The organism is Cryobacterium gelidum (assembly GCF_004403985.1).
GTDB classification, from domain to species: domain Bacteria; phylum Actinomycetota; class Actinomycetes; order Actinomycetales; family Microbacteriaceae; genus Cryobacterium; species Cryobacterium gelidum.
Map to the genome: position 1 here is coordinate 58060 of NZ_SOHL01000008.1, position 25680 is coordinate 83739.

Consider the following 25680-nt stretch of genomic DNA (forward strand, 5'->3'; position numbering starts at 1 on the left):
ATAGGATCACTGTTGTGTATACAGAAACCGCAGCGGTGGGGTCAGAGGCACCGCTTCGAGCCAGTGAGCGGGCATACCGTCAGCTGCGTGAGGAGATTTTGAACGGACTCCTCGCCCCCGGTGCCGGCCTGCTCGAAGTCGAACAGGCCGACCGTATCGGTGTCTCCCGAACCCCGCTGAGAGAAGCAGTGGCTCGACTGATCGCCGACGGGCTCGTCGTCGGGCGTCGCGGTCGCGGCTTCGAAGTGACCGACATCTCTGTCGACAGCATCTCCGAGCTGTACGAATTACGTCAGGCCCTCGAAGTGCAGGCCAGTCGACTGGCCGCACTTCGCCGCGATCCCACGCTGTTCGTCGAACTGCGCGAAGCCTTCGTCACCGCCCCAGACCTCCTGGACCTGGGCGATGTCGGGGTCCACCAGTACTACGCACTGATCGATCAACTCGATGACGCCGTCGACGCTGCTGTCGAAAATCCCTTTCTGGTCGGTGCCCTGCGCGCCGTTCGCACCCACCTGGCCCGCATCCGTCGGCTCGCTCGTCGAAATCCGTCCCGGCTTCGTGCCGCAGCGGCCGAGCACCTGCTGATTCTCGACGCCATCATCGCCGGTGATCCGTCGCTAGCGGCCCACGCCACCCATATTCATCTTCACCAAAGCCTTGTGAGTGTCCTCGCGGCGATCGATGAGGACTCGGCACGGTAGTCGATAAACGACTGCGGCCGACTAACGAAGGGATCAACCGTGCAGCTCCACCACGTTCGAGTTCACCGAAGCGACGAGAATCTGGCCCGCCAGGACCAGCTGGCCTGGAAGATAGCCGAGGTCGCCGCGGATCCCGCCGCAGTCTCTGAGGAAGTGACCGAGATGGTCATCAACCGGGTGATCGACAACGCCGCAGTGGCCGCGGCCAGCCTGACCCGTCGCCCGGTGATCGCCGCCCGCTCGCAGGCACTCGCGCACCCGCGTTCCACCGGTGGCGACGGTGCGAGCGTGTTCGGCCTGGCGCCGGCTCGTCGGGTTTCCCCGGAATGGGCGGCGTGGGCGAATGGTGTCGCCGTGCGTGAACTCGACTACCACGACACCTTCCTGGCCGCCGAATACTCGCACCCGGGCGACAACATCCCACCGATCACGGCGGTCGCCCAGCACCTCGCAGCGTCGCGTGGCCTGACCGGCCGTGACCTGATTCGCGGCATCGCCACCGGCTACGAGATCCAGATCGACCTGGTGAAATCGATCAGCCTGCACGCGCACAAGATCGACCACGTGGCCCACCTCGGCCCGTCGGTTGCTGCCGGCATCGGAACCCTGCTCGGTCTCGACAAGGAGATCATCTTTCACGCCATCGGACAGGCGCTACACACCACGACCGCGACTCGCCAGTCGAGAAAGGGGGAAATCTCCTCCTGGAAGGCCCACGCCCCGGCATTCGCCGGCAAGATGGCCGTCGAAGCCGTCGACCGGGCGCTGCGCGGTGAGACCAGCCCGACCCCGATCTACGAGGGCGAAGACGGCGTCATCGCCTGGCTGCTCGACGGACCAGACGGTTCCTACGACGTCTCGCTGCCGGCTGCCGGCAGCATCAAGCGTGCGATCCTCGACAGCTATACCAAGGAGCATTCGGCCGAATACCAGGCGCAGGCCTGGATCGACCTCGCCCGCCGACTGCACAACGAGCACCCCGAACTGCTCGTGGCCGGCGCGATCACGAGCATCGTCATCCACACCAGTCATCACACGCACTATGTGATCGGCTCCGGCGCCAACGACCCGCAGAAATACGACCCCGCGGCGAGCCGCGAAACCCTCGACCACTCCATCCCCTATATCTTCACGGTGGCCCTGCAGGACGGAACCTGGAACCACGTCGATTCCTACCGCCCCGAGCGCGCTGGCCGCCCCGACACGATCGCCCTGTGGAACACCGTCACCACGACCGAGGACGAGGAGTGGACGCGCCGCTACCACTCCCTGGACCCGGCCGAGAAGGCCTTCGGGGGTCGCGTCGAAATCGAGCTCAGCAACGGAACCCGCCTGGTCGACGAGATCGCCGTGGCCGATGCGCATCCGCTCGGCGCTCGACCCTTCGCCCGCGCGGAATACATCAACAAGTTCCGCACGCTGGCCGTGCCGGTGATGGAGGAATCCGAGATTGAACGCTTCCTCGCCCTGGCGCAGCGCCTGCCGGAGCTGAGGCCCGCCGACCTCGGCGGCCTGACCATTGTGGCCAAGCCGGGCCTGCTGGCCTCGTTTGCCACCCCGAACGGAATCTTCTAATGCTCTACGCCAGCGTGACGGCAGCCGACAAGCGCATCGCGCTTAGGGCTGGCCTGTCGAGCGCAAAGATTCTGCGCTATCCCGGCGCGTTCAACCCGCTCTCAGCCAAGCTCATCCAGCAGAAGGGATTCGAGGGCGTCTATATTTCGGGCGCGGTGCTCTCGGCCGACCTCGGCCTGCCCGACATCGGCCTGACTACCCTCACCGAGGTGGCCGGCCGGTCGCAGCAGATCGCCCGCATGACCGATCTGCCGGCGATCGTCGACGCCGATACCGGTTTCGGCGAGCCGATGAACGTGGCGCGCACGATTCAGACCCTGGAAGACGCCGGACTTGCCGGCATGCACATCGAGGACCAGGTCAACCCGAAACGTTGCGGCCATCTCGACGGCAAGCAGGTCGTGGATGCCGACACCGCGATCAAACGCATCCGCGCTGCGGCCGATGCGCGCCGGGACGCGAACTTTCTCGTGATGGCGCGCACCGATATCCGTGCCGTTGACGGGTTGGACGCGGCCGTGACCCGCGCGAAGCAATTGCAGGATGCCGGAGCCGACGCGATCTTCCCCGAGGCGATGGGGAGCCTGGCCGAATTCGAAACGATTCGGGCAGCCGTGTCGGTGCCGATCCTGGCCAACATGACCGAGTTCGGCAAGGGCGAGCTGTACACCGTGCAGCAGCTCGAAGACGTGGGCATGAATCTGGTGATTTTTCCGGTGTCGCTGCTGCGCCTCGCAATGGGCTCGGCCGCGCGCGGACTCGACGCGATCGAGCAGCACGGCTCGCTCAGCACGATGCTGCCCGAGATGCAGCATCGGGCCGACCTGTACGATTTGCTCGATTATGCGTCGTATAGCCGGTTCGATTCGGGTATCTTCGATTTCACCCTGAACCCGCATATTTCGACGCCCAGTTCGGCGCAAGGTCTAAAGGAGCACAATGTCTGACACCGAAACACTGCCACACGTCACTCCGCACATTTACAAGGGCCTGACCGGCGTCGTCGTCGACACGACCGCGGTCTCCAAGGTCAACCCGGAGACCAATTCGCTGCTCTACCGGGGCTATCCGGTGCAGGAGCTCGCGGCCAGGAAGAGCTTTGAAGAGGTCGCCTACCTGCTCTGGCACGGCGAACTACCCGATGAACAGCAGCTCGCCGACTTCGAGGCGCTCGAGCGGTCGGTGCGGCACCTCAGCCCGATGATCAAGCGCATCATCGACGAGCTGCCGCTCACCGCGCACCCGATGGATGTCGTGCGCACCGCGGTGAGCGTCATCGGCGCCAGTGATCCGGACGCCGAGAACCCTTCGGCGGAATCCGACCTCGCCAAGTCGATTCGCCTGTTCGCCCAGCTGCCCGCAATCGTCTCCTACGACCAGCGTCGCCGCCACGGCCTCGATCTGGTCGAACCGCGCGACGACCTCGGCTACTCGGCGAACTTTCTGCACATGACCTTCGGCGAGGTGCCGGAACTCGTCGTCGTCAACGCCTTCGACGTGTCGATGATTCTCTACGCTGAGCACTCGTTCAACGCGTCCACGTTCACCGCGCGGGTCATCACCTCGACCCTGTCCGATTTGTATTCGGCCGTGACCGGTGCGGTCGGGGCGCTCAAGGGAGCCCTGCACGGCGGCGCCAACGAGGCCGTCATGCACACCTTCACCGAGATCGGTCTCGGTGAAGGTGCGGCCGCGCGGGCCGAACCGTGGCTGGCCCAGGCACTGGCCGATAAGCGCAAGATCATGGGTTTCGGGCACCGCGTCTACAAGAGCGGCGACTCGCGCGTCCCGACGATGCGTACCGCGCTTGTCACCCTGGTCGACCACTACCAGAAGCCGGAACTGCTCGAACTGTACGAAGCCCTCGAAACGGCGATGACGACGCGCAAGGCGATTCTGCCCAACCTCGACTACCCGTCGGGCCCCGCCTATCACCTGATGGGCTTCGATACCCTCACCTTCACGCCGATCTTCGTCGCGGCGCGGATCACCGGTTGGACCGCACACATCATGGAGCAGAAGAAGAGCAACGCCCTCATTCGCCCGTTGTCGGCCTACAACGGCGTCGACCAGCGTCAGGTTCCGTAGCATTTTCTTGAAGCGGATGCCCCGCTGCCCGTTGGCAGCGCGGCATCCGCTTCGTGCGCGCTCAGACATAGCTAGCATTGACGGATGACACTAGATGCCCAGGATGCGCCCACTCCGCTCGTGATTGACCGCGAAATTCTGCAGTGGACCGACTTCGCCGCGGCGTCGCGCGAGCTGGCGACTCACGTGCGGGGCAGTGGCTTTCACCCCGATGTGGTGATCGCCATCGCCCGTGGCGGCCTGCTGCTGGCCGGCGCCGTGTCGTATGCGCTCGGCACCAAGAACTGCGGCAGCATCAACGTGGAGTTCTACACCGGCATCGACGAACGTCTGCCCGAGCCCGTGCTGTCGGCCCCGATGCTCGACGCTCCGGCCCTCGCCGGTAAGCGGGTGCTGCTCGTCGATGACGTTTCCGACTCTGGCCACACGCTTGCGCTCGTGCTGCGTCTGCTCGGCGAGACCGCGCTGGAGGTACGCACCGCGACGCTCTACACCAAGCCGCGCACCGTACTCGTGCCCGATTTCACCTGGCGCGAAACCGACAAGTGGATCGTGTTTCCGTGGTCGGTGCTGCCGCCGGTTGCGGGCGCCCCCGCAAGCAGCGCGCCGCAAGCGCTCGCCGCAGCGACGGCCGAGGTCGCCGCGTGAGCGTGCACCTGGTCGGCGGTGGGGGAGACCCCGCGCACGACGCCGCGGTGTTCACAACGTTCCTGTCCGAGGTGACGTCGCGGGCCTCCCTGGCCGGCCGCGATGAACCAATTGTCGCGATCGTCACCGTGGGCCCCGGCAGCGCACACGCCGAGGAACTGGCCCAGTCGCTCGGCGATAACGTGCAGACCCGCCGCAGCACGCTCGCTCCGGGTGATACCGCCGCCCTCACGGCGATTTCCACCGTCGACGGCATCATCATCGGCGGCGGGGTGACGCCCGACTACCTCGCCGCTCTGCTGCCGATTGCCGACGAGATCCGCCGCCAGGTGTCGAGTGGTGTGCCCTACCTCGGCTTCTCGGCCGGCGCCATGATCGCGGCCGAACGTGCCCTCATTGGCGGCTGGCGCATCGGCGGCGTCGAGGTCACGCCGGAACACGTCTCGGAGGGCCTCGATGAAATCACCCTGGCCCAGGGGATCGGCCTGCTCGACGTCACGGTCGATGTGCACGCTGCCCAGTCCGGCAGCCTGTCGCGACTGATCGCAGCGACCGAGGCGGGCCTGATCGACGGCGGCCTGGCCATCGACGAGAATACCGTGCTCGTGATCGGCGAGGGCGCGCTCGGTGTGCTCGGAGCCGGCAGCGTCTGGCGGGTCAGTCAGGCCGACGGTGGCGTTCTCGTGAGTACCATCGGCGCCTGACCCGCTCGTGAACCTCGATGCGCTCGCGGCGACCGGGCAGATCGACCCGGGCTGGGCGCGAGCGCTCGCCCCCGTGGCCGATGACCTGGCCCGAGTGGCCGATTTTCTGGCGGGCGAACGGGCGGCCGGCCACGTCGTGTTGCCCGCGCCGGAGCACCTGCTGCGCGCGTTTCGGCAACCGTTCGATGCCGTGCGGGTGCTCATCGTCGGACAGGACCCGTACCCGACGCCGGGGCATCCGATCGGTTTGGCCTTTGCCGTAAACGCCGACGTGCGGCCGGTGCCGCGGAGCCTGGGCAACATCTACACCGAGCTCGGGGCCGACCTGGGCCTGCCGCGCCCCGAGCACGGCGACCTCTCGGCGTGGTCCGACCAGGGGGTATTGCTGCTCAACCGGGTGCTCAGCGTGCGGGCCGGCGCGGCCGGATCGCATCGCCGCCACGGCTGGGAAAGCGTGACCGATCAGGCGATCCGTGCTCTCGTGCGGCGGCGGCATCCGCTCGTCGCGATTTTGTGGGGCAAGGATGCCGGCGCGCTTCGGCCCCTGCTCGGCGACACGCCCGTCATCGAATCGGCGCACCCGAGCCCCCTCTCAGCCCGCCGCGGCTTTTTCGGCTCCCGGCCGTTCAGCAGCGCCAACCGGCTGCTCACCGTGCAGGGGGCGGCATCGGTGCAGTGGGCTCTTCCGGTAATCTGGAACCAACCAGAAAGGGGAGTGCCCGGTGCTTGAGGAAGAATACGAGACTCGTCGTCGGCTGCCCCGCCATCTGCGGCCGGAAGTCGCGGTCGAGGCACCGTTCGAATACACGTTGCGCGAGGTTCGCGCCACGGACCTGCCGCACATTCGCGAGATCTACAACTACTACGTCGCCAACAGCACCGTCACCTTTGACGAAGATGCAATGACGCTCACCGAGTGGCGCGACAAGTTCTACTACCTGAACAAGCAGGGCATGCCGTTCATCGTCGCCGTCTCGCCGGCCGGTCAGATTCTCGGGTATGCCCTGGTCAGCCCGTGGAAGCAGAAGAAGGCCTACCGATTCACGGTCGAGAATTCGATCTACCTCGGCGCAGCGTCGACTGGTAAAGGTCTTGGCCGCGAGCTGCTCGGCGAGCTGATCAAACGGTCCAAGGCCGCTGGTCTGAAAGAGATCATCGCCGTCATCGCCGACCAGGGAGCGGATGCCTCGATCAAGCTGCACCGCGACTTCGGCTTCGACGAGATCGGCCGCATGGGCAAGGTCGGGTTCAAGTTCGAGCGCTGGCTCGGCACGATTCTGCTGCAAAAAAGCCTGAAGTAGCGCCGCCGCGCCGGCGTGCGTGCCCAGCAATCTGTGCACCCCGACCCACGCTGCACAAGAACGCCCGTGGGCGCCACAGGAGCACGTGAGCACGTTCCGCCGTCGATTACCGTTCGACGTCGACCCATTCGTGGCCGAGGGCCTCCAGTTCTGCGGTTCCGGCTGTTACCCGGGCGACGATCGCGGCGAGCCGCGTCGCGTCGTCATCAGCAATCTTCAGCACCGCGTCGAGCCCATAATGCGTACCCAGGATGAGCACTCCGCGCTGGCGCAACTCGGCCTCGATGCGACCGGCATCCGCGTGGGGCAGGGCAAGCGTGAACAGTTCACGGCGTGCGCGCTCCACCACCAGTCCCAGGGACTGGGCCGCGTCGATCGCGGTGAGAACAGCCTCGGAGTAGGCGCGCACCAGGCCGCCAGCACCGAGAAGCGTGCCACCGAAGTAGCGGGTGACGACGGCCACGCAGTCGACGAAACCGCGCCCGGACAGCGCTTCGAGCATGGGTCGCCCCGCAGTTCCTGACGGTTCACCGTCGTCATTCGCCCGACGAACCTGATCGGGAGCGCCGGATGACCCGAGCACGAATGCCGAGCAGTGGTGGCGAGCGCCCCAGTGCGCCTTACGTGCGTCGTCGATCGCAGCGCGCGCGGCATCCTCTGTCTCGGTCCTGACCAGGCGGCACAGAAATCTGGATCGCTTCACTTCGATCTCGGCATCAACACGGCTGCCGACGCCGCCATGCAAAGTGAGATCGGGCATGCGTCCAGTCTCGCGCATCCGCGTGATCGGTGCCCCGTGCAGCAGAAGACCGGCCGGGGCCGGGGTAGCGATCGGTACCTTCGCCAGGGATGGAGTCCGTTACCTGGTGGCGTGTGGCGTGTTCATTCGCCCGACCGCGTTGAGCACGGCGCTCCGGGGGGAGATGCTGGCCATCCGGGCGAGCAGCGCGTTGCGCGCGCCGACCAGCACGACCGACGGCGTCACCGACCGGTCGAGGGCGGCGAAGGAGGCACGCATGACCTCGTCGACGGTCAGCGGCGTGCCCTTCTTGCCGCCGCTGGTCTGGGCGATCTCGAAGAACTCGGTGTCGGCGGGGCCCGGGCAGATCGCGGTGACCTTGAGGCCGCTCGCGCGGGTCTCGTAGCTGACCGCTTCGGTGTAGCTGAGCACGTAGGCCTTGGTCGCCCCGTAGACCGCCATGCGCGGCACCGGCTGGAACGCTGCCGTGCTCGCCAGATTCACGAGCGCCGCGGTGTGCGGATGCAGCGAGGCCGTCTCGACCAGATCGGGCAGGAAGGCATGGGTCAGCGCGGTCAGGGCGTGCACGTTGAGGGCGATCTGCTCCGTCTCCCGTGCCTGGTCGGAGTCGAGAACCGTGCCGAAGGTAGCAAAGCCGGCGTTGTTGACGAGGGTGCCGATGGTGATCGCCCGCTCGCGCAGGTCGGAGACCAGCTCAGGGACGGCATCCGCTCTGCTGAGATCAAGCGGAATCACGGTGGAGACCGTGCCGTATTGCTCGGCCAGGTCGACCGCGAGCGCCTCCAGCCGCGCCTGCCGGCGGGCGACGAGCACGAGGTCCGCGCCGCGCTGGGCAAGCTCGTGGGCATATCCGACGCCGAGTCCGCTCGACGCTCCGGTGATGAGCGCGGTGGTACCGATGGGATTGTACAGAGCGCTCTTCATGGCTCGAGGCTAGCGTTCATGAGTGCGCATGACCTAGTCGGCTCGCCGCCCGGTCTCGTCGAACTAGGCTCGGGACATGGCTGACCCACACGAACTGACCGCCCTGGAACAATGGCAGGCCCTGCAGCGCAGCGACATCAGCCCGAGCGAGCTCGTAGAGCACTACCTCGCCCGCATCGAAAAGTTCAACCCAGCCCTCGGTGCCTTCGTCACCGTGACCGCGGATGCCGCCCGGGCGCGGGCTCGACACGTTGAGGAGCGGATGCCGCGTACCGCGCCGATCTGGGGACTTCCGTTCGCCGACAAAGACCTGCACCTGCGCGCCGGGGTGCGGGCCGGGTTCGGGTCGCGTCTGTTTGCCGGCTATGTGCCCGACGAATCCGATGACCTCGTACAGGCGCTCGATGACGCGGGAGGCGTCAGCCTCGGCAAGACCAACACACCCGAATTCGGGCTCGCCTCGTACACCGAAAGCCGCGCCGCCCCGCCAGCCCGCACCCCGTGGAACCTCGCGCTCGGAGCCGGCGGATCCAGCGGCGGCGCCGCCGTCGCCGTCGCCGCCCGGCTCCTGCCGTTCGCGCCCGGCTCCGACGGCGGCGGGTCGATTCGTATTCCCGCTGCCGCCTGCGGGCTGGTGGGCCTCAAGCCGAGCCGCGGGCGCGTTCCGGCCGCCTCCGGAATCGACAAGCTGGGCGGCCTCCCGGTTGGCGGTCCGCTGGCCCGCACGGTAGCGGATGCGGCCCTGCTGCTCGACGCCATGATCGCGCCCAGGGACGGTCACCCCGACCACCACTACGCCCTGCGGGCCCCGGGCGAGCAGACGCCGCTGCTGGCGGCGGCGGTGCGTGGCGAAGGGCGTTTTCAGCTCGGGGTTATGACCACCTCGGCCTGGGACAACGACTACGAGATTGCGCTCGCACCCGAAGCTGAGGACGCCCTCTCCCGTGCCGTCGCCGAATTCGCCGCGCTGAACCACGGTCTCGAAGAGACGGCGCTCGTGCCCGACCCGAGTTACGTGCCGGCTTTCCGCACGATCTGGCAGGCCGGAGCGGCGAGCATCCCCGCCGAGACCGAGGCCGAGATCGACCTGCTCGAGCCGTTGACCCAGTGGCTGCTCGCCCGAGGCCGTGCCCTCAGCGCGCGCGACCTCGCCGAGGCGCTCGCCGCGCTGACCGCGTTCGAGCGCTCATTCATCCACCAGCTGTCGAGGTTCGATGCCGTACTCACCCCGGCCATGGCCCTGACGCCGCGCCCGGTCGGTTGGTACGACGCGCACGACGCCGAGGTGAACTTTGCGCAGCAGGTGCAGTACACGCCGTTCACCTCGATGATCAATGTGAGCGGCCTGCCGGCCATCGTGCTGCCGGTGCATCAGACCGACGACGGCCTGCCGATGGGCGTGCAGCTCATCGGCCGCCCGGGCGGCGAAGCCACCCTGCTCTCGCTCGGCGCGCAGCTGGAACGCCGCATCCGCTGGCAGGACCGGGTGCCGCCCGAGGCGGCGTAGTTCCGGCGGGCGCGAGTGGTCAGAAAGATGTGGTGGTCCACACCGAGTGCCACGAGGAAGAGAAAGGCGAACAACACGACGTTGGTATCGAACGCGGCAAAGCCGAGCAGATTTTGAAAGATCAGGTTGGGGGCGCCGCGGCTGGCGAAGAAGGTGCCGAGCACGGTGACAATGAGCAGATCCTTGGTGTCCGCTACCCAAACCAGCCAGATAATCCGTGCCAGAGCGCAATTTGTTTTGAGTTAGTCAAAACAAATGTTAGGGTCGAAGCATGACCTTGACCAATGCGAGCGACGACGACGGAGGAATCCGCCTGGCCGCGGCCGACGCTGGTCTGCTCGAAGTCAGCATCCGCTCGGCCGGTCTCAAAGTGACCGCGCCGCGTCTGGCCGTGCTGCGGGCCCTCACCGATCGGCCGCACTCCAACGCCGACGCCCTGTTCGGCGCGGTGCGCACCGACCTGCCGGGCACCTCGCTGCAGGCGGTCTACGGCGTACTCGCCTCGTTCACCGCCGCTGGGCTCGTACGCAAGATCGAACCGGCCGGCTCGCCCGCCCTGTTCGAGCGCCGGGTCGGCGACAACCACCACCACATCGTCTGCACCCGCTGCAGCGTGGTGCACGACGTGGACTGCGCCGTCGGCCACGCCCCCTGCCTCACCCCAGCGGATGTGCTCGGCTTCGACGTGCGGGCCGCCGAGGTCATCTACTGGGGCCTCTGCGCACAGTGCCAGCTCGATACCACGAGCCGCCCCGCCGAGCACACCGATACCATCCATCCCTAATTTTCTCTCCGACCACTTCGCGTTGCTGATGCACTATCAAGGAGCACCATGACTAGCAAGCCCACTACCGACCAGACGGGAACTCCCGTCGCCAGCGACGCGCACTCCCTCACCGTTGGCGCCGACGGCGTCACCGCGCTGCACGACCGCTACCTGGTCGAGAAACTCGCCCAGTTCAACCGCGAGCGCATTCCGGAGCGCATCGTGCACGCCAAGGGCGGCGGAGCGCACGGCGAGTTCGTCGTCACCGGCGACGTCTCGAAGTACACCCGCGCCGCCGTGTTCCAGCCGGGCACGGTCACACCGACCCTGCAGCGTTTCTCCAGCGTTGCCGGCGAGCAGGGCAGTCCGGACACCTGGCGCGACGTGCGCGGTTTCTCGGTCAAGTTCTACACGACCGAGGGCAACTACGACATCGTCGGTAACAACACCCCGGTCTTCTTCATCCGCGACGGCATGAAGTTCCCCGACTTCATCCACTCGCAGAAGCGTCTGCCGGGTACCGGTCTGCGCGACGCGACCATGCAGTGGGACTTCTGGACTCTGTCCCCGGAGTCAGCCCACCAGGTCACGTACCTCATGGGCGACCGCGGCCTGCCGCGCTCGTGGCGTGAGATGCCCGGCTTCGGTTCGCACACCTACCAGTGGATCAACGCCGCGGGCGAGCGCTTCTGGGTGAAGTACCACTTCGAATCCAACCAGGGCAACGTCGAGATGGAAGGTTCAGAGGCCGAACTCCTCGCCGGAGCGGATGCCGACTACTACCGTCGCGACCTGTCCGACGCCATCGCCGCCGGCAACTTCCCGTCGTGGAACGTGTCCGTGCAGGTCATGCCGTACGAGCAGGGCAACACCTACCGGTTCAACCCGTTCGACGTGACCAAGGTCTGGCCGCACGCCGACTTCCCGTTGATTCCGGTTGGCACCCACACTCTCAACCGCAACCCGGAGAACTTCTTCGCGGAGATCGAGCAGTCGGCGTTCTCGCCGGCCAACTTCGTTCCCGGCATCGCGGCGAGCCCCGACAAGATGCTCATGGCGCGTATCTTCTCCTACCCCGACGCGCAGCGCTACCGCGTGGGTACCAACTTCGCCCAGTTGCCGGTGAACGCGCCGAAGAGCCCGGTGAACAACTATTCGCAGGATGGCGCGCAGCGCCACCACTACAACGCACCGAGTGAACCGAACTACGCGCCGAACTCCCTCGGCGGCCCCGTCGCCGACCCGGCCGCTGCCGGCGAGGGCGCGTGGGAGGGCGACGGAACGCTGCTGCGTGCCGCCGCAACCCTGCGCAGCGAAGACAGCGATTTCGGCCAGGCCGGAACGTTGTACCGCGAGGTCTACGACGATGCCGCCAAGGCGCGCCTGCTTGACACCATCACCGGTGCCATCAGCGGCGTGACCCGCGCCGAGGTAACCGAGCGGGCAATCTGGTACTGGACCAGCGTTGACGCCGACCTCGGTGCGAAGCTGCGCGCGAACCTGGCCGTGTTCGCCGAGGCCGCCGCGGTCGACGCCGAGTACGTCGCCGCGCAGTAGCACCAGCGCACCACGGAACACAGACACCGCCCGGCCTGCACGCAGGCCGGGCGGTGTCTGTTCCGGGTCATGTGCACCCCACGGAGATTGGCGCGGGTCGCCGAGATGGGAGACGAATCGGCGTGATCTGGCGAAAATCACCGCAGTTTCGCGCGTACCGAGCTACCGGAGGTAGCCGCCCTTTTTCAGGCCAGCCTCGATCTCGAAGCGATTTTTGAGCGGATTACGCCCGGCGACCGCGTACAGCAGCGGAAAGACCACGCCGAACCGCTTCCACTGGCGTTTGTGCACGGCCTCGTGCTCGAGCACATCCGTCGTGACGTTGGCATTGGTGAGATAGCAGCCGCCCACGCACGAGCCGCCGCGACCGAATGTCCAGGACGGCATGCCGCGAAATACGAACAGGCCGGCCCGTTTCTCGACGCGACCGGTGCTCCAGATTGAGCCCCAGACCAATCCGACCGCGGTCGCGTAGAGGTACCCGGTCCGGCTCACGAATGAATCAAAGAGCAAGCGACGCATGCCCTATCGTGCCTCGTCGGTGAACCCGGGGCGACCGTAGGCTTCGAGCAGTCGCAGCCAGACTTCGCTCAGGGTCGGGTAGCTCGGCACCGCGTGCCACAGCCGGTTGATCGGCACTTCGCCGACGATGGCGACCGTGGCCGAGTGCAGCAGCTCGGCTACGTCCTGCCCGACGAAGGTGGCGCCCAGAATGACCTCGCGGTCCAGGTCGATCACCGCTCGCGCCTTGCCAACGTAGCCGACCGCCAGCACGGCGGCGCCGCCCAGGTTTCCCAGGTCGTAATCCAGAATGCGAATACGAAACCCCGCTTTCACAGCGGCCGCGGCGGTCAGCCCCACCGAGGCAACCTCCGGGTCGGTGAAGGTCACCTGCGGCACCGCGGCGTGGTCGGCGGTCGCCACGTGCGCGCCCCACGGTGCATCGTCGACGGGCGATCCGGCCGCGCGGGCCACGATCGCGTCGCCGGCCGCCCGAGCCTGATACTTGCCCTGGTGGGTGAGCAGAGCCCGGTGGTTGACGTCGCCGGTGGCATAGAGCCAGTCGCCGGCCAGCGCGGGGGAGTCGCCCTGCACGAGGAGCGTGTCATCGACGGCGAGCCAGTCGTCTGCATCGAGGCCGACCGTGTCGAGGCCGAGGTCGTGCGTGCGCGGCAGGCGTCCAATGGCCACGAGCACCGTGTCGGATGCGACCGTGGTGCCGTCATCGAGGGAGAGAATGACCGTGCCGTCGGTGTCACGGTGTGCCTTGGTCGTGGACGGGCCGACGAGCACGGTCACACCGTTCTCCCGCAGGGCGGCGGTGACGAGTTCACCGGCGAATGGTTCCTGCCCGCCGAGCAGGGCGCTGCGGGCGATCACGGTCACCGACGACCCGAGTGACGCGTAGGCCGCGGCCATTTCCGCGGCGACGACCCCGCCACCGATCACGGCCAGGCGTGGCGGAATCTGCTTGGCGCTCGTTGCGTCACGGCTGGTCCACGGTTCGACATCTTTCAGGCCGTCAATGTCGGGCAGTACCGCCGCCGAGCCAGTGCTGACGACGACAGCGTGCGTGGCGGTCAGTACGGTCACGGTGCCATCGTCGCCGGTCACGGTGACTTCGCGCACAGCGGTGAGGCGGGCATGGCCACGTACTAGAGCAATGCCGGCTGACTCGAGCCATTTCGCCTGGCCATCATCTTTCCAGTGGCTGGTAATGGAGTCGCGTTGGTTGAGGGCGGCGCGCACGTCAATGGTTCCGGTGACGGCCTCGGCGGCGCCCGGTACCCGACGGGCCGCGGCGAGGGCGGCGCCGCTTCGCAGCAGAGCCTTCGACGGCATGCAGGCCCAGTAGGAGCACTCACCGCCGACGAGGTCGTTTTCAACGACGACCGTGCGCAGGCCACCCTGGGCGGTGCGGTCCGCGACGTTCTCTCCGACAGCGCCGCCGCCGATCACGATGACGTCGTAGCTCTGACTCGACATTGAATCTCCTGACTGAGGGTGTATTTGCTGGTCCACGCTGTGCCGGCCATTGCTGCCCGGCCGCGTGGTCACTGCGGTCGGGATGCCGAGATGTTGAATCTGAGCAGCCTACCCCGTCGTTCTCACGCAGTATATGAACGTTTGCTTGGCAGCTCGAACCTACGGCATATTCTCCCCCTGCGGTTTAAAGCCGGTTAGGGTGCCTGCATGCTAGCTCAGGTGATAGTTCCCGCCCTGTATCCGATGCCCGAGGCGCTCCATTTCAGCATTCGACCGGATGGCTTCTCGGTCGAACAGTCTTTGAGCTCATCATGAGAGACGCAACGTCCACAGCAAAACGACAGCGCGCTGCGGTTATTTACAATCCGATCAAGGTTGATCTGGATGCGATTGCCTCCGTCGTCGCGCAGGAGGAGGAAGCGAATAAGTGGGATGAAACCGTGTGGCTTCCCACGAGCGAGGATGACCCGGGGCAGGGTCGCGCGAAGGAGGTCCTCGAGTCGGGCGCTTCGGTCGTCATCGTTGCCGGTGGAGACGGCACCGTTCGCGCCGTCGCCGAGGGCCTTCAAGGCGGATCCATTCCCATGGCGCTGCTGCCGTCTGGAACGGGCAACCTGTTGGCGCGCAATCTCGACCTCAGCCTGGACGATATCGAACTCGCCGTGCACACCGCCTTTACCGGTGTCGACCGAAAAATCGATCTGGGGCTGATCGAGATCACTCGTGCAGACAGGGCCACGTCGCATCACGTGTTCCTGGTCATGGCCGGACTGGGTCTGGACGCGAAAATGCTGGCGAACACCGACGACGACCTGAAGAAAAAGGCCGGCTGGCTGGCCTATGTGACAGCACTCGCCCTGACCTTGCGCGACAAGAACGAGTTGCGGTTTCACTACGCCCTTGACCGCGGTCCTTCCCGCGCAACTCGGGCGCACACCATCATTGTCGCCAATTGTGGTTTCCTGCCATCGAACATCGTTCTGCTGCCCGACGCTGCCGTCGACGATGGGGAGTTCGATATCGCGCTGCTGCGCCCGGAGGGAATCGTGGGCTGGGTGCAAATTTTTGTCAAGGTGATCTGGGAGAACGGAGTCCTTCGACGAACGAAGGCCGGTCGCGCCCTGATGACCAGGGAGGTCAGCGCGCTGCGCTACGTGAGGGCCACCGAACTCGGTGTCCGGCTGCAACACGCGGAGCAGATCGAACTCGATGGCGACGGTTTCGGGGCAGCTCTGGAATTTCACGTCCGGGTGGACCCGGGCGGCCTGACCATCAAGCTTCCGCCGAGCTCGTGACGACTCCCACGCCCACGCCCGTGTGCGTGATCGTGCATGTGCAGTGGTGGGTTCGGGACTACGTATATGCCGCCAGACGACGGATGGGCGCGCTCACCTCGCGCTCCCGCTCCGGTGGGTTTGAGGCCGGCGACCGGTGGTCATTTTCGGCTCCTGGCTGAGCGTCACGTTGTCGATACTGTCATGACGGTGTTGGCCGATCTCGGGCAATCCCCTCGATATCGTCAGCGCTCAGTGACGGCCAATCCCGGGAGCGCGATCAGGTACTTGTCGGCCGGGGCGGGCTAGCGGCCGACGAAGACGGCGGGGGTGCGGGTCACGAAGGCCTGCATACCGATGCGGGAGTCCTCGGTCGCGGCGAGGCGGGCCAGCGCGGGCTGCAGCGCTGCCTCAGCGGATGCCGCTCCGTCGCGCTCGGCCAGGCGCGCGTTGGCGAGGGTGGCCGCGACAGCGAGCGGAGCTTGCGCGGCGATCTTCTCGGCGAGTTCGAGGGCTCGGTGGAACTGGGCGCCGTCTGGCACGATTTCTTGCACGAGGCCCAGGCGGCGCGCCTCGGCGGCATCGAACAGCTCGCCGGTGAGCAGCCACCGCATGGCGTTACCCCAGCCAGCCGCGCGCGGAAAACGAATGGTCGCGCCGCCGAACGGCAAAATGCCCCGGGTGACTTCGATCTGGCCGAACCGGGTCGATTCGGCGGCGACGACGATGTCGCTCGCAAGCATCAGCTCGATGCCGAGGGTGAGGCACGTGCCCTGCACGGCGACGACGACGGGCTTGGTGAGGGATTCGCCATCCACTTGCCACGGGTTGATGCCGCCCTCCGGCACCATCTCGAGCCCGTTCGGGCCAAGCCGGGGGCCGATATCGGCGAGGTCGAGTCCAGCCGTGAAGTGCTCGCCGACCGCGTAGACCAAACCGACGCGCAGCCCGGGGTCACGGTCGAGCTCACCGTAGGCGAGCGCCAGTTGCTGCAGCAGGGAGAAATCGGCGGCATTGCGTTTATCGGGCCGGTTGAACCCGATCAGCAGAACATGGCCGCGGCGTTCGGTGAGAATGCGGGGCTGGTCGGTCATGGGGTCTCCATTGGCTCGAGATGCGCAGACAGGGAGCGGTTAGCGCGTGAGGGCGCCGATGATGCGCAGGATGCTCGGCAGGTCGTCGGTCGCCGCTTCGGGCGAGGCGGGTGCGAACCCGGTGATGGTCGCGCCGGCGAGGGTGAACTCGGCGCGTAGCGCAGTAATCGCGCCGCCGAGATCGGCCACGCTCAGGCCGAAGGGAATGAGATTGTTGAGACCGGTGAGCGCCGACGGGTCGAGCACATCAAGGTCGATGTGTACGAAAACGTGCTTGGCCCCGGTTTGCGCGACCGCCGCGACGAGCGCGGCCGGGTCGGTCAGCTCGGAGCACGACACACTCACCAGACTGAGCTCTTGGAGCAGCAGGTCTTCGGCGTCGTCGACGTCGCGAATGCCGGCCAGCACGACGTTGTGCAGGGGCACGCTGCTCGCTGGTGCCAGCTCGAGTTCGGTTGGCCCCTCACCGCTGATCGCGCGCAGGGCCATGCCGCAGAACCCGCCCGACGGCGACGATTCGGGCGTGTGCAGGTCGGGGTGGGCGTCGAACCAGACGACGGCCAGGTCGCCCGGATGTGTGCGTGCCGCGTGTTCGACCGCGGCCAGCGCGATCCCGCAGTCACCGCCGATGGACAGGGCCCAGTCGGTGGTGTCGTTCAGGACCCTGGTGTGGCGCTCGCGCACCTGTTGAATCGCCGAGAACCGGTGTACGCCGGTATCGAGTGCATCACCGGCCTCGACCGGCACATCGACCAGGCGCGTGGCCGAGAAGGGCAGGTCGCCCTGAATAGCCGCGGCTCCGTCGACCAGGCGCATCGCACGCGGAGAAATCGAACCCTGCCATTGCGGTACTACAACGAAGATGGGAGCCATACCCCAGTATGGCGCAGCGACCGAGGCCGGCAGTATCCGCTTCGCCAGAAGCGAATTCTGCCGCCGCGGACACTGCCGGTCACCTGCCCCGGTTAGCGCTCCAGCGCGGCGGTCGAGCCTGCCTTGAGGGCTGCGAGGCGGGCATCCACTTCGGTGAGCTCGCCGAGGTCATCGAGGCTTTCAAACTGCGCGTCGAGGCTCGACGCGGCAAGTTCCTGGGCACCGCGTACGCGGGCTTCTTCGCGACGGATCTTGTCTTCGAAGCGGTTGACCTCGCTGGTCGGGTCCATCATGTCGATGCTCTTGACGGCGTCCAGCACCTGCGCCTGCGCCTTGGCGGTCTTGGAGCGCGCGATCAGTTCGGCGCGCTTGTTCGTGAGCTGTACCAGCTTCTCTTTCATGGCGTTCAGGCCGGTCTTGAGCTGGTTGACGACGGCGGTCTGCGCCTGAATCTGTGGTTCCGCGGTCTTGACCTCCTTCTCGGAGGTGAGCTGACGGCCGAGCGCGACCTTCGCGAGGTTGTCGAACTTGTCGGCGTCGGCGGCATTGCCGACCGTCCGCAACTCATCGGCCTTGCGACTTGCGGCGAGGGCCTTGTCGCCCCACTCCACGGCGGCTTCCTGGTCCTCGCGGTAGTCGTCTTCGAGCAGACGCAGGTTGCCGATGGTCTCGGCGATCGCGCTTTCGGCGTCGGCGATGCTGCTCGAGAAGTCGCGCACCATCTGGTCGAGCATTTTCGCGGGATCTTCCGCCGAGTCGAGGATTGCGTTGATGTTCGCTTTCGCGAGCTGGGAAATACGGCCGAAGATGGACTGCTTGGTCATTCGGATGTCCCTTCCAGGAGAGTCGACCTGGCCCAGGAAATTCGCCAGGAAAGTGTGTGCATGCCCAAAGCTTAGGGTGACCGGCAGTCCCGAGTCTGGGAACCTCATAAAATCCGCGACGAGGTGACATTGCCCAGTGTTACAGGGCGGTTCGCGTGCCGCACCCGCGCCGCCCACAATGGAAACAGCGCAGCAGGATCGATACCGACGGGAGCCCGGCATGAACGAAGAATTCACGAACCGCATGCTCGCCGTCGTCGAGGTCACCGGGGCGCGTCCCGACCGTCCCGCCTATCACGCCAAGGTACAGGTGCTCAATTCCCGCGTCGTCGCCGACGCCGAAACGGCCGGATGGGTCGTCACACGGGTCGCCGCTGCCGACGTCACGGCCGACGAATTACTGCGCATCACCGCGGATGCCGATGCCGTCGTCATCGTCGGCGGCGAAGACGTCACACCCCACTTCTACGGCGGCAGCTCAGGCTATGAGGGAGAGACGGCGCACTTCTCCACCGCGGACGAGGGCCAGATCGCCCTCGTGCAGCGAGCCTTCGCGCTCGGCACCCCGCTGCTGGGCATCTGCCGTGGCCTGCAGATTATCAATGTCGCCCTGGGCGGCACCCTCATCCAGCACATCGACGACGGCATCCACAAGAACATCGGCGTGCCGATCGATGAAATCCTGTCCACCCACGACGTCTCCCTGAGCATCGACAGCACCCTCGCGGCCAGCCTTGGCCGGGTCGAGATCTCGGTGCAGAGCGCCCACCATCAGGTCGTCGACCGCCTCGGCGCCGGACTGGTTGCCGCCGCGCACGCTTCCGACGGCCTGATCGAAGCCCTCGAACACGCGACCGCACCGATCACCGGTGTGCAGTGGCACCCCGAAGCGCCCGATTCCCCGGCCGATCAGCTGGCTCGGCTCCTGGCCGGCCTGGCCGCGCAGCATGCGGCCCGCGCGCTGGCCGAGCGCCCGGGCGCCGCGGCCCTCGCCGCGTAGGGTCCGAAGCTCCGAGGCTCGCCCGGCGTCACGCGGGCGCGAGTAATCGTGGCGTCCGGCTGCCGCGCAGCCATGTCGAACGTCGTCCGTGATCGTGATCGTGATCGTGATCGTGATCGCGGGTGCGAGCGTCACCAGCCGCACTTTGCCAGCACTGACCAAGAACGAAAAAGCCCCGACACTTCTCGCCTGGGGGGAGGTGAGAAATATGTCGGGGCCAATCGTTGGAGTGGGGGAACTCCGTCTGCAACGGTACGGGGTGCGGCCTGAGAAGAGGCTGAAAAAAGTAGAAAAATATAGCCTACTCCCGCTGCGCGCGGATCGTATCCCGGTCGGTCGGTTTGTTATAAATTTGTTGCAATGCAATGTCATCGATCGCTCCGGCGTCCCGGTCCTCGCTGCACCCGCCGATCCGGTCGCCGGGCTGCTGGTGGAGATCAGTCACATCGGCCGCGACCCGCAGCGCGGCGGTTACGAGCGACCGGTTTTCTCCGCCGCTGAATTCGCCCTCCGCGACTGGTTTCTCGCCCATGCGACCAAACGCGGCCGACGAACGTGATCGCCTCGCGGGTGGACCTGTGGCTCGACGCACGGCATCCCGACGACGCCGAGGCCGGCGCACGCTCCCTGGCCCTGGTGCTGGCCGACTTTTTGATCCATGCGCGGGAGGAGACCCGCGAGCTGTGTGACCGCACCCGGCGTTGAACACCAGGACGCGGTGCCGCCCCGAGCATCGGGCCGGCGCCGTTTCATGGGTCGATCGGAGCGGTCAGGCGGCCCGGTGTTTTGCAGTGCCCACCGCGTTCGCGGAGTGCGCCCACTCGAGCAGCTCGGCCTGCGCACGTCGGCGGCTCGCAGCAGTCTGTTTGGGGGGCACCGGAACGGTCATCCGGGAGCCGGGGCAATCCTTGGTGGAGTCGACCTGAAAGTGATATGTCACGAACCGGGTATCCGACGTGATCCATACCATTTGCTGGCATTCTGGGCACTCTGTCTGCAACATTTTCACGATTGTCCGTTCCATCGCCGACCCTGGTAACCGGTTCGATAGCTCCAATGTACTGGGGATAGACAGGTCGATGTCCTCCCCCTTCGTGGGGACAGCAAAAAACGCGAAACGGTGCTATTTTCCCCCAGAGCTAGCGACCGGCTGCGTACCCCTGGGCTCCACGCGGATTGGCCGCTGACTGCAGCAATCCGGTCTGCGGGTCGCGGGTGACGGCCGAGATGCGGCCGAGTGCCCAGCCTCCGGCTCGGGTGACGCGGTGGCCGCGCTGCTCCAGCTGTTCGATGACCGCCTCGCCCAGTCGGTCTTCGACCACCGCGCCGCCAGGTTCCCAGGTGCGGGGCCAGAACGAGCCCGGGAATGCGGTGCTGTGAAAGGCGGGCGCATCGATGGCCTGCTGCGGAGTGTAACCGCCGACGATCGTGCGCAGCAGGTAGAGCAGCTGCCATTGGTCCTGCTGGTCGCCGCCGGGGGAGCCCAGCGCCGTTACCGCCTGGCCGTCCTTCAGCACGAGGGTCGGGGTCAGGGTGGTGCGTGGGCGCTTGCCGCCGGTCAGGGCCGAGGGCGCACCGGGCTCGAGCCAGGTCATCTGCAGGCGCGAGCCGAGGCAGAAGCCCAGCTCGGGAATGGTCGGCGACGACTGCAACCAGCCGCCAGACGGCGTCGCTGCGACCATGTTGCCCCAGCGGTCGACGACGTCGATGTGGCAGGTGTCGCCGCGCATCTCACCGGTTGAGAGCACCTCGGGTTCTGCTGCGGCCCGAGTCGGTGCGGCGACCGTCGGCTCACCGACACCGACGGATGCCCCGGCACCCTGCTCCGAAAGCGCCGCCGTGCTGTACTCGGTGCGCAGCACCGGATAGTAGGGCGCATGGTCGGGAACGATGCCTGGGCGAAACTCCTGTGAGGCCTGATCCGTGATGAGCGCCCGACGGGTAGCCGCGTAGTCGGCCGAGAGCAAGTAGTCCAGCGGCACGCTGGCGTCGCCGTAGTATGCCTCGCGGTCGGCGATCGCAAGCTTCTGGGCCTCGAGAATGGTGTGCGCGCCGAGAGCGGTCGACGGGTCGAGCCGCTCGTCATCGAAGCCATCGAGAATCATCAGGGTTTGCAACAGGGCAGGTCCCTGGCCCCAGGCACCGGTCTTGGCGATCGTGTGGCCACGAAACTCAACGCTCGTGGCCTCCTCGATGCTCGCTTCGAAACCGGCCAGGTCGACCAGGGTCATCACGCCGGCGTGGTCGGTACCGGAGGAGTGCCGGTGCGCCGAGCGCCCGAAGCGGACGATGGCGCGGGCCACGAACCCCTCCCGCCATTCCCACCGGGCCGCGTCGATGCGGCCCTCGCGGGTGACGACGGCCGAGTCCGCGCTCGCCGCGAGCAGGCGCTCAAGGCTGCTCGCCCAGGCCTTATTGGTGACGAGGTCGCCGGCGTGGGGGAGGTGACCGTTCGGCATCCACTGCGCCGCGGAGGTCGGCCAGTGCTCGGTGAACAGTGCTGCGACCGAGCCGATCGTGGCGACGACCCGGCCGAGTATCGGATGTCCCTCGCGCGCGTACCCGAGGGCGAAGGCGAGCACCTCGGGCAGTTCCCAGGTGCCGTAGTCGCGGAGCAGCAGGAGCCAGGCGTCGATGGCGCCGGGAACGGCCGCGGCGAGTGCACCGGATCCTGGAACGAGGTCGAGTCCCTCTGATCGGTAGTGGTCGATGGTGGCGGCCTGCGGGGCTGGACCCTGCCCCATCAACACGCGCGGGGTATCCGGTTCACTCGCCGTGACGAACACGCCGGTCATATCGCCGCCCGGCCCGTTCAGGTGCGGTTCAACGACGTGCAAGACGAAGGCACCGGCGACGGCCGCGTCGAAGGCGTTGCCGTCTCGCTCGAGCACGGCCTGGGCGCACGCGGTGGCCAGCCAGTGCGTTGAGGCGGTCATGCCGAACGTCCCCTGCAGGGTTGGACGGGTGGTGAAGACGTTCGGAGCGGTATAGGTCACCCGTCTACCCTCGCACGAGTGCTGGAGGGGAAATGTTACGGCCTGACCCGGTACCGGGTCAGCATCCCCGCCGTGATGTGGTCGTTCACGTGGCAGTGGAACAGCCAGGTGCCCACGTCGTCAAAAACCATGTCGGCGACCATCATACTGGCCGGCAGCAGGCTGACCACGTCGGTGCGCATACCGAGGACAGCGGCTGGTTGCCGAAGACATACCCATTGACGGTGTGCATGAGGTTGCTCTCACCGAACTCTTCGTTGGCCGGATCGACGCTCGCCGGGTCGGTCGTGAACCGGTCGATGTTTCGAGCCAGATACGGGCTCGCGTTCTCGTCGCTGACCGTGAACTGAACGAAGAGCTCGCGGTCGACGTGGATCGGCGTTCCGTCGGGCCGGGCGCAACCGGCGCGGGTGATCACCATCGGTCCGACCAGTCCGGCGTAGTCATCGGCCACCTCGTCGGTATGGGCGTGGTAGCCGAGTAGGCCCGACATCGCCAGAAAGAAGGCGATGGTCAGGACCGCCGCAACCACGACGACGCCGAGTGGCCAGTTGCGCAGACGGCGCACAGGCGCACGATGACGTGGCCGGACGGATACTTCGATCTCAACCATCATGACTTCTCGTGCGGGCAGGGCGAGCACCGGCGGGCTGCGCTCAAGTACAGGTTCGGCATTACCAATACCTTGGAAAAATGCTGACGCGATGAGCGCATTCCGACGGCCGGAAACTCCGGATCAATAGCGTCGAGCGGGATCGAATCGTGCAATGATCAGGCGTACCAGTTCGCGCGCGACCCGTCACAGACCCCGCACGGTCTGACAGCGAGGCGCCGGTCCGACGACGTGGAGACGCACGATGAACTTTGATTGGGAATTCAACGGGCTGCCGCTGCACGTACTGATCGTGCATGCCGTCGTGATCGTGGTGCCGCTAGCCGCTCTGTGCGCGGTGCTCACCGCGTTCTGGCCGGCTGGTCGGCGCCGACTGGGCATTGTGACGCCGCTCGTGGCCTTCGCCGCACTGGTGCTGGTTCCACTGGCGGTGCAAGCGGGAGAGTGGCTGCAATCACGTCTGGTTAATGTCACCCCGCTGCTCGGTGCGCACACGTCGCTCGGTCGTACACTGCTGCCGTGGGCGATCGCGCTCTTTATCGTGGCCGCACTGCAGTGGGCCTGGTATCGCTACATCGCGGCCCCGGGGGCCCGTTTCGCATTCGCTCTGCCGAGCCGCACGGGGCGCCTCACGATCAACATCGTTCTGGACCTGGTCGTTCTGGTGACTGCCATCGGCTCGGTCATAACCGTCGCCCTCATCGGAGAATCGGGCTCGCGGGCGGTCTGGACCGGCCTCTTCACCTCGTAAAATTCGGTACCACGAGTACCGCCGGTGCCGCTCTGTGCATGCGGCACCGGCAGGATTCAGGCGCGGGGCCGGGGCGGCTGCGGCTTCTGGTAAGCAAATTCGCCGCCTACCCGGCCACCGAACGGGCGGCCATGGTCGGCGAACTCCTCCCGAAAGTAGCCCATCCGCCACGGACCCATTTCGAGGCGAGAGCCGGTGCGCAGAATCTGGCCGTTTCCGACAGCGCGTCCGTCATCAGCCGGCACGGAGCTGGACCCCACGTCACCGATCGGAAACAAACAGTACTCGTCGTTGTCATCGTGACGAATCTTGGCGTGCAGGGGCTTGAGCCCGGGTAGTTGCAGGTCGGCATCTGCGGAAGAGCCGATCGTCGTGGTGCCCGGTAACAGGTCGAATTCGCGGGGCATCTGCCCATTCCAATACTTTGACCCCACCACGAAGATGAGGCGCGGGCGCCCGCTTCCCGGCGTGTAGTGCGTCGTCGTCACCCGCCGGCGGTTGCGCCGGATGAAGGTCGGTGCCAGCGGAAAAACCGTCGACGGGGGGAGTGGAATAGCCACCGGCATCCGGGCGTGCCCGCGCAGGCGAGCCTGCACGAGCGGGCCCAGGGCCGAGGGTGAACCAAGCACGATGTGGGGAGACCTGGTCACCAGGCGTTGCGGTACGGATGCATGCACATCGCCGAAGCGGGCGATCAGACCAATCGGTCCCGTGACAGAGACGGTCAGTTTTCGAGCCGCGAGCTCCGCCGCGATCGCTCGCAGCGGCTCCGTGTTGAGCGCTCGTCCCTGAACGAAGATTTCCGGGTTGCTCGTGTAGATGGTGACGTTGGATCCATCAGCGGTGATCGTGCCCTGCATGGTGTCCGTTGCTCCCGCAGCATCCCCGGTTGAACCGGCTGAAGAGTCATCGGCTCCACCCAGCGGTTCCACCAGTGAGAACGCCAGATCGATGTGCAGGCGAACGGAAGACCCCGTGGTCGAGCTCACGACTAGCCGCGGGCGGGATCGGAGTCGAGTGCTTTTTCTTCGCTCGTGGTCACCCGCAGGGTGCCGTTGAGCTTCCACACGGCCCGCGGTGCATCGGGGCCGATATCGCGCGGGACCTCGACGACCATGTCAATGAAGCTGTAGTTGATGGCTGCACCCTTGCCGGTGAGATACGACCACATTTCCTGACCGAGATCGGCCCAGTCCTTGATGGTGTGCTCTTCGTCTCCGGCGGTCTTTTCGACGTTTCCCAGGTAAGTCTGTCGTTCGGTCACAGTAGAGTCCTTCTCCGTCGCACGCAGGGTGAAAGCGGGGGTTTCAGGAAGATTCCCCCGATCGCATCGGCACCGAACTGGATGCCGATCGATTTGCCCAGCATAGTTAGGTGGTTGTGCGGGGTAAAGGCTTTTACCGAACTGCACGTTCCTATTCGGCGTCGAGGTCGGTCTCGAGAATTTTGACCAGGGACTCCAGAGCCTCGTCGGCACCCTCCCCTTCAGCTCGCAACACGACGGTGTCACCGTTGGAGGCGCCGAGGCTCATGATCGAGAGAATACTCGAGGCGTCCATGGCGTCGTCGGCCGGCTCGCCGGCCATGGCGATGGTGACCTCGAGGGGCAGCTCGCCGACGGCGGCGACAAAAATACCCGCCGGCCTGGCGTGCAGGCCGACGCGGCTGGCGATAACGGCGGTTCGTTCAGACATGGGATCCTCCAGGATCGGCGAGTGCAAAGTAGGGCGACAGG

Annotated in this window: 30 protein-coding genes and 1 pseudogene; 16 read left to right on the plus strand and 15 right to left on the minus strand. The window is 66.4% G+C overall.

Annotated features, from left to right (window positions below):
* Positions 1-14 precede the first annotated feature (14 nt).
* From E3T50_RS04445 to E3T50_RS04480, 8 genes are all read left to right on the plus strand, one after another.
* Positions 15-704, plus strand: coding sequence for a GntR family transcriptional regulator (locus tag E3T50_RS04445; RefSeq protein ID WP_241990757.1), 690 nt, complete (start codon positions 15-17; stop codon positions 702-704).
* A 39-nt stretch (positions 705-743) separates the two neighbouring features.
* Positions 744-2279 (plus strand): MmgE/PrpD family protein, encoded by a 1536-nt coding sequence (locus E3T50_RS04450; RefSeq protein ID WP_134550773.1) that lies wholly within the window; start codon positions 744-746, stop codon positions 2277-2279.
* Complete coding sequence (gene prpB / locus E3T50_RS04455; RefSeq protein ID WP_134550774.1) at positions 2279-3226, plus strand: methylisocitrate lyase; 948 nt, start codon at positions 2279-2281, stop codon at positions 3224-3226. The genes E3T50_RS04450 and prpB overlap by 1 nt, the downstream gene beginning before the upstream one ends.
* On the plus strand, positions 3219-4367 hold the full coding sequence (locus E3T50_RS04460) for a bifunctional 2-methylcitrate synthase/citrate synthase (RefSeq protein WP_134550775.1): 1149 nt from the start codon (positions 3219-3221) through the stop codon (positions 4365-4367). The genes prpB and E3T50_RS04460 overlap by 8 nt, the downstream gene beginning before the upstream one ends.
* 84 nt (positions 4368-4451) lie before the next feature.
* Positions 4452-5015 (plus strand): phosphoribosyltransferase, encoded by a 564-nt coding sequence (locus tag E3T50_RS04465; RefSeq protein ID WP_134550776.1) that lies wholly within the window; start codon positions 4452-4454, stop codon positions 5013-5015.
* Positions 5012-5719 carry a Type 1 glutamine amidotransferase-like domain-containing protein gene (locus E3T50_RS04470; protein ID WP_134550777.1) on the plus strand — a complete coding sequence of 236 codons (708 nt, stop codon included), beginning with the start codon at positions 5012-5014 and terminating at the stop codon, positions 5717-5719. Before E3T50_RS04465 ends, E3T50_RS04470 begins: the two co-directional genes overlap by 4 nt.
* A 7-nt stretch (positions 5720-5726) precedes the next feature.
* On the plus strand, positions 5727-6449 hold the full coding sequence (locus tag E3T50_RS04475) for a uracil-DNA glycosylase (RefSeq protein WP_134550778.1): 723 nt from the start codon (positions 5727-5729) through the stop codon (positions 6447-6449).
* Positions 6442-7020 carry a GNAT family N-acetyltransferase gene (locus E3T50_RS04480; RefSeq protein ID WP_134550779.1) on the plus strand — a complete coding sequence of 193 codons (579 nt, stop codon included), beginning with the start codon at positions 6442-6444 and terminating at the stop codon, positions 7018-7020. Before E3T50_RS04475 ends, E3T50_RS04480 begins: the two co-directional genes overlap by 8 nt.
* Before the next feature lie 106 nt (positions 7021-7126).
* On the opposite strand, the gene E3T50_RS04485 is transcribed toward E3T50_RS04480, so the two are convergent.
* Together E3T50_RS04485 and E3T50_RS04490 are read right to left on the minus strand one after the other, a co-directional pair.
* Positions 7127-7780 (minus strand): IMPACT family protein, encoded by a 654-nt coding sequence (locus E3T50_RS04485; RefSeq protein ID WP_134550780.1) that lies wholly within the window; start codon positions 7778-7780, stop codon positions 7127-7129.
* A 99-nt stretch (positions 7781-7879) separates the two neighbouring features.
* Positions 7880-8704, minus strand: a complete 825-nt coding sequence (locus E3T50_RS04490; protein WP_134550781.1) for an SDR family NAD(P)-dependent oxidoreductase — start codon at positions 8702-8704, stop codon at positions 7880-7882.
* Positions 8705-8780: 76 nt separating this feature from the next.
* Here E3T50_RS04490 and E3T50_RS04495 point away from each other — a divergent pair, with 76 nt between their 5' ends.
* Complete coding sequence (locus tag E3T50_RS04495) at positions 8781-10211, plus strand: amidase (RefSeq protein WP_134550782.1); 1431 nt, start codon at positions 8781-8783, stop codon at positions 10209-10211.
* 11 nt (positions 10212-10222) lie between these two features.
* Here the strand turns inward: E3T50_RS04495 and E3T50_RS16550 are convergent.
* A pseudogene (locus E3T50_RS16550) lies at positions 10223-10375 on the minus strand (hypothetical protein); the annotation flags it as partial.
* 107 nt (positions 10376-10482) lie between these two features.
* Between E3T50_RS16550 and E3T50_RS04505 the strand changes: the two are divergent.
* Positions 10483-10995, plus strand: a complete 513-nt coding sequence (locus tag E3T50_RS04505; RefSeq protein WP_134550783.1) for a Fur family transcriptional regulator — start codon at positions 10483-10485, stop codon at positions 10993-10995.
* A gap of 48 nt (positions 10996-11043) precedes the next feature.
* Positions 11044-12534: a catalase gene (locus E3T50_RS04510; RefSeq protein ID WP_134464376.1), complete on the plus strand. Its 1491-nt coding sequence runs from the start codon at positions 11044-11046 to the stop codon at positions 12532-12534.
* A gap of 162 nt (positions 12535-12696) precedes the next feature.
* Here E3T50_RS04510 and E3T50_RS04515 read toward each other — a convergent pair whose 3' ends face one another.
* Together E3T50_RS04515 and E3T50_RS04520 are read right to left on the minus strand one after the other, a co-directional pair.
* Positions 12697-13056, minus strand: a complete 360-nt coding sequence (locus E3T50_RS04515) for a Fe-S oxidoreductase (protein WP_134550784.1) — start codon at positions 13054-13056, stop codon at positions 12697-12699.
* Between the two features lie 3 nt (positions 13057-13059).
* Entirely contained in the window at positions 13060-14520 is a 1461-nt protein-coding gene (locus E3T50_RS04520; RefSeq protein ID WP_134550785.1) for a dihydrolipoyl dehydrogenase family protein, read from the minus strand.
* Between the two features lie 311 nt (positions 14521-14831).
* Between E3T50_RS04520 and E3T50_RS04525 the strand changes: the two genes are divergently transcribed.
* Entirely contained in the window at positions 14832-15815 is a 984-nt protein-coding gene (locus tag E3T50_RS04525) for a diacylglycerol/lipid kinase family protein (RefSeq protein WP_134550786.1), read from the plus strand.
* 284 nt (positions 15816-16099) lie between these two features.
* Here the strand turns inward: E3T50_RS04525 and E3T50_RS04530 are convergent, their stop codons facing one another.
* The 3 genes from E3T50_RS04530 to E3T50_RS04540 form a co-directional block, all read right to left on the minus strand.
* Positions 16100-16888 (minus strand): crotonase/enoyl-CoA hydratase family protein, encoded by a 789-nt coding sequence (locus E3T50_RS04530; protein WP_134550787.1) that lies wholly within the window; start codon positions 16886-16888, stop codon positions 16100-16102.
* A gap of 39 nt (positions 16889-16927) precedes the next feature.
* Positions 16928-17761: an arginase family protein gene (locus E3T50_RS04535; protein WP_134550788.1), complete on the minus strand. Its 834-nt coding sequence runs from the start codon at positions 17759-17761 to the stop codon at positions 16928-16930.
* A gap of 92 nt (positions 17762-17853) precedes the next feature.
* On the minus strand, positions 17854-18585 hold the full coding sequence (locus E3T50_RS04540; protein ID WP_134550789.1) for a PspA/IM30 family protein: 732 nt from the start codon (positions 18583-18585) through the stop codon (positions 17854-17856).
* Between the two features lie 220 nt (positions 18586-18805).
* Between E3T50_RS04540 and E3T50_RS04545 the strand changes: the two genes are divergently transcribed.
* From E3T50_RS04545 to E3T50_RS16135, 3 genes are all read left to right on the plus strand, one after another.
* A complete protein-coding gene (locus tag E3T50_RS04545; RefSeq protein ID WP_134464364.1) occupies positions 18806-19585 on the plus strand; it encodes a gamma-glutamyl-gamma-aminobutyrate hydrolase family protein in 780 nt (259 codons plus the stop codon).
* Positions 19586-19673: 88 nt separating this feature from the next.
* A complete protein-coding gene (locus E3T50_RS16365) occupies positions 19674-20144 on the plus strand; it encodes a hypothetical protein (RefSeq protein ID WP_174844730.1) in 471 nt (156 codons plus the stop codon).
* Positions 20141-20290, plus strand: coding sequence for a hypothetical protein (locus tag E3T50_RS16135; protein WP_166784201.1), 150 nt, complete (start codon positions 20141-20143; stop codon positions 20288-20290). Before E3T50_RS16365 ends, E3T50_RS16135 begins: the two co-directional genes overlap by 4 nt.
* Before the next feature lie 64 nt (positions 20291-20354).
* Here E3T50_RS16135 and E3T50_RS16140 read toward each other — a convergent pair whose 3' ends face one another.
* The 4 genes from E3T50_RS16140 to E3T50_RS04560 form a co-directional block, all read right to left on the minus strand.
* The gene (locus E3T50_RS16140) at positions 20355-20525 is read right to left on the minus strand and encodes a hypothetical protein (protein WP_166784202.1); all 171 of its coding nucleotides are present in this window, start codon (positions 20523-20525) and stop codon (positions 20355-20357) included.
* A 199-nt stretch (positions 20526-20724) separates the two neighbouring features.
* A complete protein-coding gene (locus tag E3T50_RS04555; protein WP_134550790.1) occupies positions 20725-22581 on the minus strand; it encodes a gamma-glutamyltransferase family protein in 1857 nt (618 codons plus the stop codon).
* 35 nt (positions 22582-22616) lie between these two features.
* Positions 22617-22763 carry a multicopper oxidase domain-containing protein gene (locus E3T50_RS16430; RefSeq protein WP_338145335.1) on the minus strand — a complete coding sequence of 49 codons (147 nt, stop codon included), beginning with the start codon at positions 22761-22763 and terminating at the stop codon, positions 22617-22619.
* Entirely contained in the window at positions 22724-23149 is a 426-nt protein-coding gene (locus tag E3T50_RS04560; RefSeq protein ID WP_198417951.1) for a cupredoxin domain-containing protein, read from the minus strand. Before E3T50_RS04560 ends, E3T50_RS16430 begins: the two co-directional genes overlap by 40 nt.
* 289 nt (positions 23150-23438) lie before the next feature.
* Between E3T50_RS04560 and E3T50_RS04565 the strand changes: the two genes are divergently transcribed.
* The gene (locus E3T50_RS04565; RefSeq protein WP_134550791.1) at positions 23439-23945 is read left to right on the plus strand and encodes a hypothetical protein; all 507 of its coding nucleotides are present in this window, start codon (positions 23439-23441) and stop codon (positions 23943-23945) included.
* Positions 23946-24001: 56 nt separating this feature from the next.
* Here the strand turns inward: E3T50_RS04565 and E3T50_RS04570 are convergent, their stop codons facing one another.
* The 3 genes from E3T50_RS04570 to E3T50_RS04580 form a co-directional block, all read right to left on the minus strand.
* On the minus strand, positions 24002-24934 hold the full coding sequence (locus E3T50_RS04570) for an FHA domain-containing protein (RefSeq protein WP_134550792.1): 933 nt from the start codon (positions 24932-24934) through the stop codon (positions 24002-24004).
* Positions 24935-24936: 2 nt separating this feature from the next.
* Positions 24937-25188, minus strand: a complete 252-nt coding sequence (locus E3T50_RS04575; protein ID WP_134550916.1) for a hypothetical protein — start codon at positions 25186-25188, stop codon at positions 24937-24939.
* Between the two features lie 172 nt (positions 25189-25360).
* The gene (locus tag E3T50_RS04580) at positions 25361-25639 is read right to left on the minus strand and encodes an HPr family phosphocarrier protein (RefSeq protein ID WP_105035781.1); all 279 of its coding nucleotides are present in this window, start codon (positions 25637-25639) and stop codon (positions 25361-25363) included.
* Between the last annotated feature and the right edge of the window lie 41 nt (positions 25640-25680).